General features: G+C 69.1%; 18 protein-coding genes. 7 read left to right on the forward strand and 11 right to left on the reverse strand.

Translation table 11 applies throughout. The features are described from left to right. Positions 1-107 precede the first annotated feature (107 nt). The gene (locus SPHPHY_RS0110440; RefSeq protein ID WP_028056759.1) at positions 108-1,919 is read right to left on the reverse strand and encodes a DUF885 domain-containing protein; all 1,812 of its coding nucleotides are present in this window, start codon (positions 1,917-1,919) and stop codon (positions 108-110) included. Positions 1,920-2,063: 144 nt separating this feature from the next. Here SPHPHY_RS0110440 and SPHPHY_RS0110445 point away from each other — a divergent pair, with 144 nt between their 5' ends. Both SPHPHY_RS0110445 and SPHPHY_RS0110450 read left to right on the forward strand, forming a co-directional pair. After that, positions 2,064-3,845 (forward strand): cation:proton antiporter, encoded by a 1,782-nt coding sequence (locus tag SPHPHY_RS0110445; RefSeq protein ID WP_022686629.1) that lies wholly within the window; start codon positions 2,064-2,066, stop codon positions 3,843-3,845. Between the two features lie 58 nt (positions 3,846-3,903). Beyond that, positions 3,904-5,049, forward strand: coding sequence for a glycosyltransferase family 4 protein (locus SPHPHY_RS0110450; protein WP_022686630.1), 1,146 nt, complete (start codon positions 3,904-3,906; stop codon positions 5,047-5,049). Positions 5,050-5,052: 3 nt separating this feature from the next. On the opposite strand, the gene SPHPHY_RS0110455 is transcribed toward SPHPHY_RS0110450, so the two are convergent. Together SPHPHY_RS0110455 and SPHPHY_RS0110460 are read right to left on the reverse strand one after the other, a co-directional pair. Then, complete coding sequence (locus tag SPHPHY_RS0110455; protein WP_022686631.1) at positions 5,053-5,343, reverse strand: DUF2218 domain-containing protein; 291 nt, start codon at positions 5,341-5,343, stop codon at positions 5,053-5,055. Next, the gene (locus SPHPHY_RS0110460) at positions 5,340-5,960 is read right to left on the reverse strand and encodes a PadR family transcriptional regulator (RefSeq protein ID WP_022686632.1); all 621 of its coding nucleotides are present in this window, start codon (positions 5,958-5,960) and stop codon (positions 5,340-5,342) included. Before SPHPHY_RS0110460 ends, SPHPHY_RS0110455 begins: the two co-directional genes overlap by 4 nt. 125 nt (positions 5,961-6,085) lie before the next feature. Between SPHPHY_RS0110460 and SPHPHY_RS19930 the strand changes: the two genes are divergently transcribed. From SPHPHY_RS19930 to SPHPHY_RS0110480, 4 genes are all read left to right on the forward strand, one after another. Further along, positions 6,086-7,465 (forward strand): replication-associated recombination protein A, encoded by a 1,380-nt coding sequence (locus SPHPHY_RS19930; protein ID WP_022686633.1) that lies wholly within the window; start codon positions 6,086-6,088, stop codon positions 7,463-7,465. 235 nt (positions 7,466-7,700) lie between these two features. After that, positions 7,701-8,756: a type III polyketide synthase gene (locus SPHPHY_RS0110470; protein WP_022686634.1), complete on the forward strand. Its 1,056-nt coding sequence runs from the start codon at positions 7,701-7,703 to the stop codon at positions 8,754-8,756. Further along, positions 8,756-9,439 (forward strand): methyltransferase domain-containing protein, encoded by a 684-nt coding sequence (locus SPHPHY_RS0110475; RefSeq protein WP_022686635.1) that lies wholly within the window; start codon positions 8,756-8,758, stop codon positions 9,437-9,439. The genes SPHPHY_RS0110470 and SPHPHY_RS0110475 overlap by 1 nt, the downstream gene beginning before the upstream one ends. Then, complete coding sequence (locus SPHPHY_RS0110480; RefSeq protein WP_022686636.1) at positions 9,421-10,512, forward strand: NAD(P)/FAD-dependent oxidoreductase; 1,092 nt, start codon at positions 9,421-9,423, stop codon at positions 10,510-10,512. The genes SPHPHY_RS0110475 and SPHPHY_RS0110480 overlap by 19 nt, the downstream gene beginning before the upstream one ends. 288 nt (positions 10,513-10,800) lie before the next feature. Here SPHPHY_RS0110480 and rplS read toward each other — a convergent pair whose 3' ends face one another. Genes rplS through SPHPHY_RS0110500 form a run of 4 tightly spaced genes read right to left on the reverse strand, consistent with a single transcriptional unit; the run spans position 10,801 to position 12,570 of the window. Beyond that, positions 10,801-11,184 carry a 50S ribosomal protein L19 gene (rplS, locus tag SPHPHY_RS0110485; protein WP_022686637.1) on the reverse strand — a complete coding sequence of 128 codons (384 nt, stop codon included), beginning with the start codon at positions 11,182-11,184 and terminating at the stop codon, positions 10,801-10,803. After that, the gene (gene trmD, locus SPHPHY_RS0110490) at positions 11,181-11,915 is read right to left on the reverse strand and encodes a tRNA (guanosine(37)-N1)-methyltransferase TrmD (RefSeq protein WP_022686638.1); all 735 of its coding nucleotides are present in this window, start codon (positions 11,913-11,915) and stop codon (positions 11,181-11,183) included. The genes rplS and trmD overlap by 4 nt, the downstream gene beginning before the upstream one ends. Then, positions 11,912-12,316 (reverse strand): type II toxin-antitoxin system VapC family toxin, encoded by a 405-nt coding sequence (locus tag SPHPHY_RS0110495; RefSeq protein WP_231370403.1) that lies wholly within the window; start codon positions 12,314-12,316, stop codon positions 11,912-11,914. The genes trmD and SPHPHY_RS0110495 overlap by 4 nt, the downstream gene beginning before the upstream one ends. Continuing rightward, entirely contained in the window at positions 12,283-12,570 is a 288-nt protein-coding gene (locus tag SPHPHY_RS0110500; RefSeq protein ID WP_022686640.1) for a hypothetical protein, read from the reverse strand. The genes SPHPHY_RS0110495 and SPHPHY_RS0110500 overlap by 34 nt, the downstream gene beginning before the upstream one ends. 68 nt (positions 12,571-12,638) lie before the next feature. Between SPHPHY_RS0110500 and SPHPHY_RS0110505 the strand changes: the two genes are divergently transcribed. Next, complete coding sequence (locus tag SPHPHY_RS0110505; RefSeq protein WP_022686641.1) at positions 12,639-13,547, forward strand: NAD(P)/FAD-dependent oxidoreductase; 909 nt, start codon at positions 12,639-12,641, stop codon at positions 13,545-13,547. 5 nt (positions 13,548-13,552) lie between these two features. On the opposite strand, the gene rimM is transcribed toward SPHPHY_RS0110505, so the two are convergent. From rimM to ffh, 4 genes are all read right to left on the reverse strand, one after another. Further along, entirely contained in the window at positions 13,553-13,999 is a 447-nt protein-coding gene (gene rimM, locus SPHPHY_RS0110510; RefSeq protein ID WP_028056761.1) for a ribosome maturation factor RimM, read from the reverse strand. Positions 14,000-14,015: 16 nt separating this feature from the next. Continuing rightward, positions 14,016-14,159 (reverse strand): hypothetical protein, encoded by a 144-nt coding sequence (locus SPHPHY_RS22280; RefSeq protein ID WP_196802159.1) that lies wholly within the window; start codon positions 14,157-14,159, stop codon positions 14,016-14,018. A gap of 57 nt (positions 14,160-14,216) precedes the next feature. Next, positions 14,217-14,639: a 30S ribosomal protein S16 gene (rpsP, locus tag SPHPHY_RS0110520; RefSeq protein WP_028056762.1), complete on the reverse strand. Its 423-nt coding sequence runs from the start codon at positions 14,637-14,639 to the stop codon at positions 14,217-14,219. Positions 14,640-14,764: 125 nt separating this feature from the next. Beyond that, entirely contained in the window at positions 14,765-16,285 is a 1,521-nt protein-coding gene (gene ffh / locus SPHPHY_RS0110525) for a signal recognition particle protein (protein WP_022686643.1), read from the reverse strand. Positions 16,286-16,299 lie beyond the last annotated feature (14 nt).

Here is a 16,299-nt window from a genome sequence, read left to right on the forward strand (position 1 = left end):
CGTCACCCGCGCCTCGAGCCGGGGTCCCGCTTCTGCTGCCGTCGGGCAATAGCGGGATCCCGGCTCGAAGCCCGGGTCAGGCTCGCGTCACCCTGCCCCGGCAACGCTCACCCCATGCGTTCGCGCACCACCTGCTCCAGCACGGTAAGCGGCATCGCGCCGAGCGTCAGGACGCGGTGGAATTCCTTCGCATCCCACTTCGCCCCCGCCTTGCGCTTCGCCTCGTCGCGCAACCGCGTCCACACGGTATGGCCGATCTTGTAGCTGCACGCCTGCCCCGGCCAGACCGTGTAGCGGTCGATCTCGCCCTGGCTGCGTCCGCGCGCGATGCCTGTCGTGGCGATCAGATAGTCGGTCGCCTTCTCGCGGCTCCAGCGTTTCGCGTGCATGCCGCTGTCGACCACCAGCCGCGTCGCCCGGAACAGCAGCGACTGCAGATAGCCGACCTGCCCCAGCGGATCGCCGTCGTACATGCCCATCTCGTCGGCGAGTTGCTCCGAATAGAGTGCCCAGCCTTCCGAATAGCCCGAATAGAAACCGCGCCGGCGGATCAGCGGGATGTCCTGGCTCTCCAGCGCCGACATCACCTGCAGGTGATGTCCCGGCACCGCCTCGTGATAGCTGAGCGTCGCCAGCCCGAACTTCGGCCGATCGAACGTGTCGCGCAGGTTGATGAAGTAGATCGCCGGGCGCGACCCATCCAGCGAGGCGGACTGGTAGTAACCGCCCGGCGCGCCCGCCTGGATCGCCTCGGGCACGCGCCGCACCTCGACCGGCGCACGCGGCAGGATCGCGAATTGCTCGGGCAGGCGCCGGGTCATCGCGGTGACCTGCGCGCGGAGTTGTTCGAGCAGCGCCTCGCGCCCCGGATCGGTGTTGGGGTACAATTGGTCCGGACGCTTGTTGAGCGCGACCAGCCGCTCGCCGACCGTCCCCTGCGACATGCCTTGCTTGCGCAGGATGCCGTCGATGCGCGCGCCGATCTCCGCGACCTGCGCGAGGCCGAGCCGGTGGATTTCTTCCCCGCCCAGCTCGGTGGTGGTCGCCGCGCTCGCCGCCGCTGCATAATAGGCCGCACCGTCCGGCAATCGCCACACGCCGGCGTCGTGAACCGCACGGCCGCGCAATTCGGTGACCAGCGCGCGCTGGCGGTCGAGCGCCGGGAAGACCCGCTCGGTCATCAGCTTCGTCACCGCCGCCGCACGCTCCGCCGGCAGGTTCGCGGCCGTCAGCTTCGCGGCGAGATCCAGCGCCGGGCCGGTCGCCGTGGCCGCCTTGTCGCGCACCGCCGCAAGCTGCTTCAGCGTCGTGTCCAGGATATAGTCGGGCGCGAACACGCCCTGGCCCGCATCCTCGCGCTGCCGCTCGGTCTCGGCGTCGATCACCGGACCCCAGGCGGCGACGCGCGCGACATATGCGTCGGCATCGGCGGCATCGCGGACGCGGTGCTGGTTGGCGAGAAAATCGGGCACGTCGCGGTACGCACCGGTCAATTGCGTGAGAACATAGGGCGCGTAGCGACCCGCACTGGCCCCGAACGTGTACCGCTCGCCGGCCAGCATCCGGTCCAGGCTATAGGCGACGATGTCATAGTCGAGCCGCGCCGCCTGCCCCAGCGCGTCGCGCGGGATCGCGCGCAGCGCAGCAAGCTCCTGCCGCGCCTGCGCAAACTCGCGCGCCTCACCGGCACGACTGGCATCCGACAGCCGCGACTTCAGCGCCGCCCGTTCGCCGCTGTCGAGCCCCAGCGACGTCGCCTGTTCCGGACTGTCGTCGAGCCGCGCATAGAAAAAACGGTCGAGCAACGCGCGCAACTCGGCATCGCGTGGCCCCTTGGCGGCGGCGGCCTCGGCGACCCGCGGCAGCGCGGCGAGCGCGGCGGCGGCGCTGGCGGAGGCAAGAAACTGGCGACGACGCATGGCAACTCCCGGTTCGGCGGATCGGCCTGCAGAGTGGCCGCCGCGCCCGGCTTTGTCGAGCAGATGCAGGATGTTGCCGGCCGCTTTGCATTTTTTGGGCAACGAAGGGCGACAAAGGCGTCCGCCCCTGCGTAAGGTCTGCACATGGCGATCGGATTGCACAACGAAGGCTTCTCGGACGCACTGGTGGTGCTCGGCGCCGCCGGCCTGGTGATCCCGGCCTTCGCCCGCTTCCGCATCAGCCCGGTGATCGGGTTCATCCTGGTGGGCGCGCTTGTCGGCCCGGCCGGGCTCGGCGCGCTCGTGCCGCGCGCGCCCTGGCTCTATTATTTCACGATCTCCGACCCGGCCTCGATCGAGCCGTTTGCCGAGTTCGGGATCGTCCTGCTGCTCTTCTCGATCGGGCTGGAACTGTCGTTCCGCCGCTTATGGTCGATGCGGCGACTGGTGTTCGGCACCGGCCCCGCCGCGCTGGTCGGCTGCGCGGTGCTGGTCGCGGTCGCGCTCCACCTGATGGGGCAAGGCTGGGGGGGTGCGGCGGGGCTCGGGCTTGCGCTCGCGCTCTCCTCGACCGCGCTGGTGCTGCCGCTGGTGGGGACGACCAGCCCGGTCGGGCGCGGCGCGTTTGCGATCCTGCTGTTCCAGGATCTTGCGCTCGTGCCGATCATCTTCGCGCTGGGCGCGATGGCGCCGACCGCCAGCGACGAAGGCTGGGTCGGAATTGCCGGCGTTGCGCTGCGCGGCGGGCTGACCGTGGTCGCGATGTACGTCGGCGGGCGGCTGGTACTGCCGCGCCTGTTCGCGCAGGCCGCGCGTACCAAGAGCCCGGAGCTGTTTCTCGCCGCCTCGCTGCTGGTGGTGATCGTCGCCAGCGTGGCGACCACCGCCGCCGGGCTGTCGCCGATCGTCGGCGCGCTGCTCGCCGGGCTGCTGATCGCCGAGACCGAATATCACAGCGAGGTCGAGGTGATGACCGCCCCGTTCAAGGGGCTCGCGCTCGGCGTGTTCCTGATCACCGTCGGGATGAGCCTGGACCTCGGCGCGATCATCGCCAACTGGGCGTCGCTGCTCGCCGCGGTGCTGGGGATCGTCGCGGTCAAGGCAGTCGTCACCTTCCTGCTGCTGCGCGTCGCCAATGCGCGACGCGGGATCGCCGCGGAGACCGGAATGCTGATGGGCAGTCCGTCGGAGACGACGCTGATCGTGCTCGCCACCGCCGCGCAGGCGCAACTCATCACCGCCGCGACCGCCAGCTTCTGGCAGACCGTCACCGCGATCGGCCTGACGATCACGCCCCTCCTCGCGCTGCTCGGGCGGATCATCGCCCGGCGGATCGAGCGGCGCGAGACGACCCCGCCCGACGCCCTCGATCATGCCGAGGGCGAGCGTGCGGTGGTGTTCGGCTTCGGGCGCGTCGGCCGACTGGTGGCGGACATGCTCGCGCGGCACGACCAGCCTTATGTCGCGGTCGAGGCGGACATCGATGCGGTGACGCAAGCGCGCGCCGGCGGTTATCCGATCGTGTTCGGCGACGTCGCGCGTGCGGAACTGCTCGACCGCCTCGACCTTGGCAACGCGCGCGCGCTGATCCTGACGATGGACGAGCCGGTGCTGACCGTGCGGTTGACCAAGCGGCTGCGTGCCGCCTTCCCCGACCTGCCGATCATCGCGCGCGCACGCGACACCGCGCATGCCGCCGAACTCTACAGGGCCGGCGTGACCGACGCGGTGCCCGAGACGCTGGAAAGCTCGCTGCAACTCTCGGAGGCGGTGCTGGTCGACCTCGGCGTCGCGATGGGCCCGGTAATCGCGTCGATCCACGACAAGCGCGAGGAATTGCGCGAGACGATCCGCCGCACTGCGATGCTCGATCGCGAACCACGCATCCGTCGCATCCGCCGCACCGACGAGATCAGGGCCGTCTAGCGGATGGCGCTGCGGTGGCGGTCGCGATTTTGCCGCAGATCGCGGCTAGCGACACAACATGAATAGCTCCGAGCTGCGCGTCGCCTTCTTCAGCGGCAACTATAATTACGTGCGCGACGGCGCCAACCAGGCGCAGAATCTGCTGGTCGGCTATCTGCTCGATCAGGGCGTGAAGGTGCGCGTCTATTCTCCGACCACGCCGACGCCGGCGTTCGAGGCACGTGGCACGGTGGTCGACGTCCCCGCGATCCCGATGCCGGGCGGGCGCGGCGAATACAAGCTGGGCCGCGGCCTGCCCGCCAGGCCGCGCCGTGATCTGGAGGCGTTCGATCCGCATCTGGTGCACGTCTCCGCGCCCGAATTCCTCGGCCATGCAGCCGTCACCTGGGCGCGCGCACGCGGCGTTCCGGTCGTGTCCGCAGTGCACACGCGCTTCGAGACCTATTTTCAATATTACGGGCTGTCGTTGATCCAGCCGCTGATCAGCGCGATCCTGCGCCGCTTCTACAATCGGGCCGACCGCGTGCTGGTGCCGACGCCGTCGATGGCGACGGTGGTGCGCGAACTGGGCGTGACGACGCCGGTGTCGCTATGGGGACGCGGGGTGAACCATCGGCGCTTCCACCCCGATGTGCGCGACCTCGCATGGCGGCGCTCGCTCGGGATCGCCGATGAAGAGGTGACGATCGGCTTTCTCGGGCGCCTCGTGCTCGAAAAGGGGCTGGGCGTGTTCGCCGACGTTCTCGCGCGGCTTGCGGCTTTGGGCGTGCCGCACCGTGTGCTGGTGGTCGGCAAGGGCCCGGCGCGCGAGTGGTTCGCGGGGCGTGCGCCACAGGCGGCGTTCGCGGGCTTCCAGAGCGGCGACGATCTCGGCCGCGCGGTCGCCTCGATGGACGTGCTTTTCAATCCCAGCGTCACCGAGACGTGGGGACAGGTGACTTCCGAGGCGATGGCGGCGGGCGTGCCCGTCGTCGCGGCGCGCGCGACCGGCGCGATGGACCTGCTGGAGGACGGGCGCACCGGCTTCCTCGTCACCCCGCAGGACATCGACGGCTATGCCACGGTGATCGCGCAGCTGGTGGCGGACGCCGGGCTGCGCGCGGCAATGGGACACGCCGCCCATCTCCGCGCGCAGGAGTTCCGCTGGGATACCGCGAATGGCGCGGTGTTGCAGGCATATCGTGAGGTGCTCGCCGCGCGGTGAGCCTCAGGCCTCCTGCCAGTCGAACGTCAGCGGCGCCTCGCGGAATGCGAAGCGATCGAGGTGGCTCGCCACCACCTCGCGCATCCGCGCCACGTCACCATCTTCCGACACCGCCAGCCGCACGTCCAGCGTCTCGCTGTCGGCACGCAGGTCGAGCGTGGCGCCGTTCGGGAAGGCGATCGTCGCTTCCTGTTCGGAGAAGGTGACCGCCATCTTGTGGCTCCAATGCTTGGCGAGCTGCTGGAGATAGCGGCTCGCCGAATGCGTCGGCACGCGCGCGATCGAGACGCTCACTTCAGCCGCTCCACCTTCTGCGCCACCTCGTCGATCAACGCCGCGATCTCGTGCAGGATCTCCGGCGTCGCATCGGCCCGCATCGCACGATCACCGACCGCGTGGCGCAGGTTGTGCATCGCCCGGCGGACCGGCGCGCCCTCGCCATCGCCGCGTGCGCGCTGGGCGCCCATCGCCTCCAGCCGCGCGACCAATGCCGCGACCGTTGCCGCCTGCTCGCTGAGATGCGCGGTCCCGGCGTCGGTCGCCGCAAAGCGCTTCCGCGCGCCGGCGCTGGCCTGTTCGGCGATCAGCTCCATCTCGTCCAGCAGCGTCAGCGTCGGATAGACCACACCAGGGCTCGGCGCATAGGCCCCGCCGGTCAGCGTCTCGACCGCCTTGATCAGCTCGTAGCCGTGCCGCGGCTCCTGCGCGATCAGGTGCAAAAGCACCAGCCGCAGCTCCCCACCGTCGAACATCCGGCGGCTGCGTCCACCGCCGCCGCCACGACGATGCTCACCGTCGTTCAGCCGCTCGACCCAGTGGAAGAAACGCTCGACGTCCAGGCCAGCCTCGCCGCGCCCGCGTGTGCCGTGATGATGATGGCGACCCCCGCCGCCGTGTGAAAACCCGAACATATGACCTACTCCGTAATGCGTCACGATGCAGCCAAGATATATCTTCCGATCCGAAGCGCAAGACTGTTCAAGATATATTTTTGACTGCGCATGACGCGCCGGCCGCCGGTGCTTACATAATGGCCATGGCCGATCTCTTTGCCGGGTTCGAACCCGTCCTTCCTCCCGCTGCCCCGATCGCGGACGATCACGCTCCGCTTGCCGACCGCCTGCGTCCACGCGCGCTTGCCGAAGTCATCGGACAGCGCCACCTGCTCGGCCCCGACGCGCCGCTGACGATGATGATCGGTTCGCGGCGGCTGTCGTCGTTCGTGCTGTGGGGTCCGCCGGGTGTCGGCAAGACCACGATCGCGCGACTGATCGCGGCCGAGGCCGATTATGCATTCGTGCAATTGTCGGCGGTGTCGACCGGGATCGCGGACCTGCGCCGCACGCTGGCGACCGCGCGCGACCTGCGCAAGGCGGGCCGCTCCACCGTCGCCTTCATTGACGAGCTGCACCGCTTCTCCCGCCCGGTGCAGGATGCGCTGCTTCCAGCGGTCGAGGACGGGACGATCGTGCTGGTCGGCGCGACGACCGAGAACCCCAGCTTCAGCCTGGTCGCCGCACTGCTGTCGCGTGCCAAGGTCTTCACGCTCGAACGGCTGACCGCTGCCGAGCTCGACACCGTCGTACAGCGCGCCGAAGCGCACGAGGGCCGAACGCTGGCGCTGGCGCCCGATGCGCGCGCCGCGTTGCTCGCGATGGCGGACGGCGATGCGCGCTACCTGCTGGGCCTGTGCGAGACGCTGTTCCTTGTCGCGCCGGCCGCACCGATCGACGTCGCCGCGCTGGCCGCAATCGTCCAGAAGCGCGCGCCGCTTTACGATCGTGGGCAGGAGGAGCATTTCAACCTGCTCAGCTGCTTCCACAAAAGCCTGCGCGGCAGCGATGCCGATGCCGCACTATATTGGGCGGCGCGAATGGTGCGCGGCGGCGAGGACGCGGGCGTGATCTTCCGGCGGCTGGCGTGCGCGGCATCCGAGGACGTCGGCATGGCCGATCCGCAGGCGCTGGTGCAGGTGATGACCGCATGGCAGGCGTTCGAGCGCGTCGGGATGCCGGAGGGCCGACTGTTCCTGGCGCAGGCGATCAACTATGTCGCCACCGCACCGAAGTCGAACGCGTCCTATGTCGCGTTCGACCGTGCGAGTGCGCTGGCCCGCGACACCGGCTCGCTGCCGCCGCCCAAGCACATCCTCAACGCCCCGACCAGGCTGATGAAGGAACTCGGCTATCACGAGGGTTACCGCTACGACCACGACTATCCCGATGCTTATGCCGCGCAGGACTTCTTCCCGGCCGAGGCGGGCGCGCACGTCTTCTACGAACCACACGAACGCGGCTACGAACGCGAGATCCGCAAGCGCCGCGCCTTCTGGGCAAGCGCACGCGCGCGGCGGGAGGAAGAGGAAGGCCGGACGACCGCTTCCGACGAGCACCCCGACCCGTCGACCGTGATGTGATCCGCAAGCGCGCTACTTGCCGACGGTATAAGAAGCGATGCGGAAAACGGGACATCGGCGGCCCGGGCGCAAGAACGCTGCGGGTCAAACGCCCGGACGCGGACGCCGTTTGACACCGCCGCACCGCTGATCGATTGCCTTTGCCGCACAACCGGATAACGCGCGTACCGGTGACTCCAGCATCTTCAAAGCGACCGCCGCGTCGATCCGCCCGCCCAAGCGTTCACCGCCCGTAATGCCAGCCACTCCCCATATCGCCGCGATCGGCACCGCCGTGCCCGCGCACGACATTCACGCCGATTTCGTCGCCTGGGCACATGGACGGTTGCCCGCACGCGAGGCGCGGCTGTTCGCGCGTATGGCGACGCGTGCCGGCATCGCGCACCGCTGGTCGGTGCTTCCCGCGGCGCATGGCTCCCCGGTCGGTCCGGAGGGCTTCTACGCCGCAGAGCCGCACCCCGGCACCGCGGCGCGCATGACGATCTACGCCGAGGCCGCGCCAAAGCTTGCGCTCGCCGCGATCGCGCGCCTTCGCGAACAGGTTTCGCTGGACGGCATCACGCATCTGGTCGTCGCCAGTTGCACCGGCTTCGTCGCACCCGGCATCGACCAGATCCTCGCCCGCGAGCTGGATCTTGCCGGCAACGTCGAACGCACATTGGTCGGCTTCATGGGCTGCTACGCCGCGGTCGCCGCGTTGCGCACCGCCCGCCACATCGTCCGCTCCGAACCCGAAGCGCGCGTGCTGGTGGTGACGGTCGAGCTCTCGACGCTGCATCTCCAGGCCGATCGCGCGCTCGAACCGTTGCTGGCGATGCTGCAGTTCGGCGATGGTGCCGCCGCGGCGCTGGTCTGCGCCGCCCCCGCCGGCCTCGCGATCGGACGCCCGTTCAGCGCCGCGCTGCCCGGCTCGGCCGCCGCGATCCGTTGGGACATCACCGACCGCGGCTTCGCAATGCACCTGTCGGGCGAGGTGCCGGGGCGGATCGGCACCGCCTTGCGCGATCCGGCGCTGGTCACCGCAATCACCGGCGGGCACAGCGCCGATCGCTGGGCGGTCCACGCCGGTGGACGCTCGATCCTCGACGCGGTCGAAGGCGCGCTGGCGCTGCCCGACGAAGCGCTTGCGGATTCGCGCGCGGTGCTCGCGGCGAACGGCAACATGTCGTCGGCGACGCTGATGTTCGTGCTGGCGCGCATTCTCGCCGGCCCGCGCGTCGCGCACGGCGTCGCGCTCGCGTTCGGCCCCGGCCTCGCCGCCGAAGGCTTCTCCTTCGCCAGCGCCGCCTGATGCTCGAATCCCGCGCCACTGCCGAAGAACTGATGGACGGTGACGACCTGCCGACCGACGTCTACGCCTCGGTGGTCGGCGACCTTGCGCGCGTCAACCGCGTCACGATGGCTGCACGCCCGACCTTGCGCTTCCTTGCCGCGGCGACCGTTCCGGGCGGGCGCTATCGCCTGCTCGACGTCGGCTACGGCGACGGCGACATGTTGCGCCGGATCGCGCGCTGGGGCGAGCGGCGCGGTGTCACGTTCGACCTCACCGGCATCGACCTCAATCCCCGCAGCGAGCAGGCGGCGCGCGCGCATACGCCAGCCGCTGTCGCGATCGACTGGCGGACGGGCGACTATGCCGATCTCGCGGGCGCCGGCTGGGATTTCGTGATCTCCAGCCTCGTCGCGCATCACATGACGCACGCGCAACTGGTCGCGTTCCTGCGCTTCATGCAGGGCGAGGCGCGCGTCGGCTGGCTGGTCAACGACCTTCATCGCCACGGTTTCGCCTATCGCGGCTGGCCGCTGCTCGCGCGGCTGTTTTCGTGGCACCCGATCGTCCGCCACGACGGCCACCTGTCGATCGCGCGCAGCTATCGTCCCGCTGAATGGGCGCCGCTGCTCGCCGAGGCCGGCGTCCCCGACGCGCGCGTGTTCCGCGCCTTTCCGTTCCGGCTGTGCGTCGAGCGGCGCTGATCCTCGGCGGCGGGCCGGCGGGCGCCGCCGCGGCGATCACGCTCGCGCGTGCCGGCGCCGATCCGCTGGTGATCGAGCGCACGCGCGAAACCGGCGACGCGCTGTGCGGCGGCTTTCTAAGCTGGCGGACGCTGGAGACGCTGGGACGGCTCGGCATCGACGTCGATACGCTCAACCCGGCGCGGGTGACGCGGGTACGGCTGTTCGCACGCGGGCGCGTGGTCGAAACGCGTCTCCCCGCCGCGGCGATCGGCGTGTCGCGTGCGCGGCTCGATGCAGTGCTGCTCGATCACGCCATCGCATGCGGGGCCGCGGTGGAGCGCGGCGTCGCCGCCCGCGCGGTCGAGGATGGCGCGGTCCGCACCGCCGACGGCGCGACGCTGGATGCAGCGGCGCTGTTCCTCGCCAACGGGAAGCACGACGTGCGCGGGCTCGCGCGTCCCGCCGAGGCGCGCGGTCGCGATCCGACGCTCGGCCTGCGCACCCGCCGCGGACCGACCCCCGCGCTGACCCGCGCGATCGGTGACGCGATCGAGCTGCACCTCTTCGACCGCGGCTATGCCGGCATCGTCATGCAGGAAGACGGCAGCGCCAACATCTGCCTGGCGGTGCACCGCTCCCGGTTGACCGAGGCCGGAGACGCGACCCGCCTGCTGGCACTTCTGTCCGGTGAATCGCCCGCCCTCGGCGACCGGCTGGCGGCGGCCGGTGCGACCGCGATCGAAGCCATCGCCAACGTCCCTTATGGCTGGCGCGCGCGACAGGGCGTCGCCGGCCTCTTCCGCCTCGGCGATCAGGCGGCGGTGATCCCGTCACTCGCCGGCGAGGGCATGGGCATCGCGCTCGCCAGCGGAGGCTCGGCAGCGCAGGCATGGTTGCGCGACGGCAGCGCGGGTGCAGCGGCATGGCAAGTGCGGTTCGCAGCGCAGGCGGCGCGTCCGCTGGCTGTCGCCGCAGCCGTTCGCGCAATCGCCGAACGCCCTGCCGCCTTTGCCGCGTTTCTGCCCTTGGCCGCGCGTCTCGGCCTCATCGACGCGGTCGCCGCGGCCACGCGGATTGACGACCGCCGCTAGAAGCGAGGCGCTCTCGCCCACGCACCACCTGCCGCCATCGACCGGATTGAAGCGTTGGTCCGAACCCTGCCCAGCCTGAAGAGACCTGGTTTGGAAAGTCTGGCCGTGAACCAAGCTGGTCCGATGTGCGAACCGGGGCGCGGTAGCTCGCGGGCCAGCCGCCCCCTGTTCCACCGGGGGTGGACCCCTGCCGCACTCGGCGTCCGCCCGCCCAAAGCGTTACACAACGAAAAAGGGGCGCGGCGGTCACCCGCCACGCCCCCTGTCCAGGCCACAAGGTCCGGTCGATTACTCGGCAGCAGCCGTCGTGCGCGGATCGCGACGCTCGGCGATACGCGCCGACTTGCCGGTGCGGCCACGCAGGTAATACAGCTTGGCGCGACGCACGGCGCCCTTGCGGACCACGTCGATCGAATCGATGTTCGGCGAATACAGCGGGAACACGCGCTCCACACCCTCGCCGAAGCTGATCTTGCGAACGGTGAACGACGAGCCCATGCCACGGTTGGCGCGGGCGATGCACACGCCTTCGTAATTCTGGACGCGGGTGCGCTCACCCTCGACCACCTTCACGCCGACCTTCAGCGTGTCGCCGGGGCGGAATTCGGGGATCTTCTTGTTCTCGAGGAACTTGGCGATCTGCTCGGCTTCGAGCGTCTGGATCAGGTTCATTGGTCGTCCTCAGTCCGTTGCCGCGCGCCAGAGGGCGTGCCGACCCGAGCGCCCTCGTGACGCTCCCACAGGTCTGGCCGCCGTAGCCGTGTGTCGATCTCCGCCTGCCGTTGCCGCCAGGCCGCGATCTTCGCATGATCCCCCGATCGCAGCACCTGCGGGATCGTGCGCCCCTCCCATTCGACCGGTCGGGTATAGTGCGGATATTCCAGGAGGCCGCTTTCGAAGCTCTCCTCGACTCCGCTCGAAGCCGCGCCCATTACGCCGGGCAGCAGCCGAACGCAAGCATCGAGCAGCACCAGCGTCGCCATCTCGCCGCCGGACAGGATATAGTCGCCGATTGAAACCTCCTCGATCCCGCGCGCCTCCAGCAATCGTTCGTCGAACCCCTCGAACCGGCCGCACAGGATCACCGCGCCCGGCCCGCTTGCCAGGTCGCGCACCCGCGCCTGCGTCAACGGCCGTCCTCGCGGCGTCATCGCGAGCAAAGGCCGACCGTCGGCATGCGCGTCGACCGCGCGCGCGAGGACATCCGCGCGCAGCACCATGCCCGCACCGCCGCCCGCCGGCGTATCGTCGACGGTCCGGTGGCGATCGGTGGTGAAATCACGGATGTTGACGGCATCCAGCGCCCACCGCCCCTCGCCCAGCGCACGCCCCGCCAGCGAGGTGCCGAGCGGGCCGGGAAACATCTCCGGATACAGCGTCAGGATCGTCGCGTGGAAGGTCATCGGGTCCAGTTTTCGATATTCAGGCCGGGGATGTCGGCGAAGTCTTTTTCGTTGTTTGTGATCAACGTTACGTCGAGTGACCGCGCATGTGCCGCGATCAGCATGTCAAAGCTGCGCCTCCGGAAGGGCAATTGCGCGTAGATCCTCGCTGCGAGGTGGTCGAACGGCAACACTTGGAACAAACGGGGAAGCTGATCGAGGACAGCCAGCGATGGCCGCTTTCCGTTCCAGCTTCCCAACGCCACTTCAGCAAACGCGATCGACGAGATGGAAATGTCGCCCGGCCTGCACCGCTCGACGCGTTCGCGAAGTATTTGCGGCCCACCACCCAGAAGCGCGATGATGATATTCGCATCAAGCATGAAATTCACGAAATTGATTTCTGCTGCCAGCCAGGCCATTCGGGATCATCCCACACGCGCGGCGACCGCTCGAGCTCACGCTGGTCGGACGTCAGTGGCTTTAGGTCAGGGCATGAGCCCCAGATGCCGCCGAGATCAATCCGACCGTCGCCATCAACCGGTTCGAACGAGAATTTTCCGGCTTCTTCGCGAACGCACACTTCCTGCCCTGCGGCGAAGCCGAGCGCCTTCGGCAGCCGCAAGGCGACAGAATTGCCGGATTTGAACACCTTGGCCCGATATTCGTTACCCATCGCCGACCTCCTGTATGTACGCCATGTATATACGGCTTCGAACGGTCGCAAGGCGGAGGCTTGGTAACGTGGACGATTGCATCATCATCGGCGCAGGCCCGGCCGGGTTGACCGCCGCCATCTACCTGGCGCGCTTCCACCTGGCGATCCGGCTGTTCGACTGCGGGTCGAGCCGCGCGGCGATGATCCCGTGCACCCGCAACCATGCCGGCTATCCCGACGGCATCGCGGGGAAGGACCTGCTCGCGTTGATGCAGGCGCAGGCCGCCCGCTACGGCGCGCGGCGGGAGGACGTGCGGGTCACCGCGCTCGCCCGCCACGGCGAGAACTTCGTCGTCACGACCGACAGCGGCACCCACCACGCACGCACCGTGCTGCTGGCCACCGGCGTCGTGAACCACCGCCCCGCGCACTTGCTGCCCGAGGTGCACGATCCGGCACTCGCACGCGGCCTGCTGCGATATTGCCCGATCTGCGACGGCTATGAAGTAACCGATCGCCGCGTCGCCGTGATCGGCACCGGTGACCACGGGATGCGCGAGGCGTTGTTCCTGCGTGGCTTCACGCGCGATATCACGCTCGTTGCACCCGAAGGCGGACACGCACTGGATGTCGCCTGTGCCCGCGCGCTCGACGACGCCGGGATCGTGCGTGTCGAGGGACCATGCGGCGGCTATGCGATCGAGGGCGATCGGCTGGCGTTCGATACCGCGCGCGGGCGAATGGCGTTCGACAGCGTCTATCCCGCGCTCGGCTCGCGGATCCGGTCGCGGCTGGCGGTCGAGGCCGGCGCGCGGGCGAGCGACGAAGGATGCCTGGAGGTCGACGACCACCAGCGCACCAGTATTCCGGGGCTATTCGCCGCCGGCGATGTCGTGAAGGGCCTCGACCAGATCAGCCACGCAATGGGCGAGGCCGGCGTTGCGGCCACGGCGATCCGAAACCTGCTGGCAGAGCGGCGACCGCTACGGCGATAGTCGGGTCAGGGTTCGACGAAACCTGCCTCAACCACCAGCCGCTCAGGGTTCCATTCCGGCACCGCGGTCATCGGCACCATGAATGTCTTGCCATTGGCGCGTGCAATCTCGACCACGTCCCCCGCGCCGAAGTTTTCGACCGCAACGACGCGCCCGAGCGCCTCGCCCCCGGTCGACACCGCCGCCAGTCCTAGCAGGTCGGCATGATAATATTCGCCTTCGCCCAGCGGCGGCAGCGCGTCGCGCGGGACGGTCAGCACCGTTCCACGCAACGCCTCCGCCGCCGTACGATCCGCGACCTCGGCGAAGCGTGCGATCGTGCCGTCACGCAGCTTCACAAGTGTCAGCGCTCCGTCGTTGAACGAACGATGCGCCGCCAGATCGTCGGCAAACACCTTCAGCCGCACCTCGCCGGCGATGCCATGCGCGCCCGCCACGGCGGCGAGCACGATGGTACCGGGCGCCGGCTCAGCCGGCGCTGTCTTCGGGCGAGCCGTCGTCTCCGTCGGGGGCGTCGTCGCGTCCTTCGGCGGGGTCGTTGGCCGAGACGCCTTGGTTGGTCGCGTCTTCATGGTCCTCGGGCGCGGTGCGCGGATCGGGATCGCTGGTCATCATGCGCTCTCCTGTTCGATGGAACGGAGCCAACGCACGATGACCGGGATCGGATGCTTATTCGGCGGTTTCGGCCGGTGCTTCGGCCTCGGCCTCCGCAGGCGCCGGTGCCTTGGCGGCTTCGGCGGCAGCTTCCTCGGCGGCCTTCTGCTTCTCGGCGCGCTCCTCGGCGCGCTCCTTGGCCTTCTCGCCCGGCTCGGCCTTCTTCGGGTTGTTGCGCGTCTCGCGCTCCTTCACGCCCGCGGTGTCGAGGAAGCGCGCGACGCGGTCGGTCGGCTGCGCGCCGACGCTCAGCCAATGCTTGGCGCGCTCGGCGTCGAGCACGATCCGCTTCTCGTCGTCCTTGGCGAGCAGCGGGTTGTAGTTGCCGATCTTCTCGATGAACTTGCCGTCACGCGGGCTGCGCGCGTCCGCCACGACGATGCGGTAGTACGGACGCTTCTTCGAGCCGCCACGCGACAGGCGAATGCTGAGTGCCATGTGTCTTTCCTTGCCTTCTTCTATCCGTCGCCCCTGCGGAGGCAGGAACCATTTTTGTGCATCAACAATCGGCGCCCCTCGTCATGGAGAGACATGGGCCCCTGCCTCCGCAGGGGCGACGATCGCTATCTCTTGAACTTGAATCCGCCCGGGCCCCCCGGAAGGTTGCCCGGCAAACCCGGCAACCCAGGGCCACCGCCCAATCCGCCTCCGGGCCCGCCCAGCTTGCCCATCACGTCGCCCATGTCGGCGCCGCCGATCGCATTGCCGAGCCCGCCCAGGCCGCCCTTGCCGAGCATCGCCATCATGCCCTTGATACCGCCCATCTTCTTGATCTTCTTCATGGCGGTCGACATTTCGAGGTGCATCTTCAACAGCTTGTTGACCTCCTGCACCGTGGTGCCGGAACCCTTGGCGATGCGGATCTTGCGCTTGGCGTTGATCAGCTCCGGCTTGGCGCGCTCCTTGATGGTCATCGACCCGATCATCGCGTCCATATGAACCAGCATCTTGTCGCTGCCCGGCACCGCATCCATCGCGGCCTGCGCCTTCTTCATGCCCGGCAGCATGCCCGCTAGCGCGCCCAGCCCGCCCATGCGCTTCATCTGCGCGAGCTGGCTGCGCAGGTCGTTCATATCGAACTTCCCCTTGGCCAGCCGGTCCGCCATCCGCTCGGCGTCTTCCTGCTGGATCGACTCGGCGGCACGCTCCACCAGCGACACGACGTCGCCCATGCCGAGGATGCGGCCGGCGACGCGGCTGGGGTGGAACGCCTCCAGCGCGTCCAGCTTTTCGCCGACGCCTGCGAACTTGATCGGCTTGCCGGTCACCGCGCGCATCGACAGCGCCGCACCGCCGCGCGCGTCGCCGTCCATGCGGGTCAGCACGACGCCGGTCAGCGGCACCTGTTCGGAGAAGTTCTGCGCGACGTTGACCGCGTCCTGCCCGGTCAGCGAGTCGACGACCAGCAGGATCTCCTGCGGCTTCGCCACCTCGGCGACTGCCTTCATCTCGTCCATCAGCGCCTGATCGACGTGCAGGCGGCCGGCGGTGTCGAGCATCAGCACGTCGAAGCCCTGCAGCTTCGCGGCCTGCACCGCGCGACGCGCGATCTCGACCGGCTGCTGCCCAACGACGATCGGCAGCGTCGCAACCTCGATCTGCGTGCCCAGCGTCGCCAGCTGCTCCTGGGCGGCCGGGCGATTGACGTCCAGCGACGCCATCAGCACCTTCTTCGCCGTACGGCCGGTCATCGAATTGCTCGACAGCCGCTTGGCGAGCTTGGCGGTGGTGGTGGTCTTGCCCGACCCCTGCAACCCGACCATCATCACGATCGCCGGCGGGGTCACCGCCAGGTTCAGCTCGGCGCCCTCGGGCTCGTCGCCGCCGAGCATCCGCACTAGGGCGTCGTTGACGATCTTGACGACCTGCTGCCCCGGCGTGACCGAGCGCAGGACGTTCTGCCCGATCGCCTCCTCGGTCACCTCGTCGACGAACTGGCGTGCGACGGGCAGTGCGACGTCGGCCTCGAGCAGCGCGACACGCACCTCGCGCATCGCCTGACGCACGTCCGCCTCGGTCAGCGCGCCACGGCCGCGCAGCCGGTCGAACACTCCGCCAAGACGATCGCTAAGGCTATCGAACATCCACAATCCCTTCT

Origin of the sequence: Sphingomonas phyllosphaerae 5.2, assembly GCF_000419605.1 — a bacterium.
Classification (GTDB): Bacteria; Pseudomonadota; Alphaproteobacteria; order Sphingomonadales; family Sphingomonadaceae; genus Sphingomonas; species Sphingomonas phyllosphaerae_B.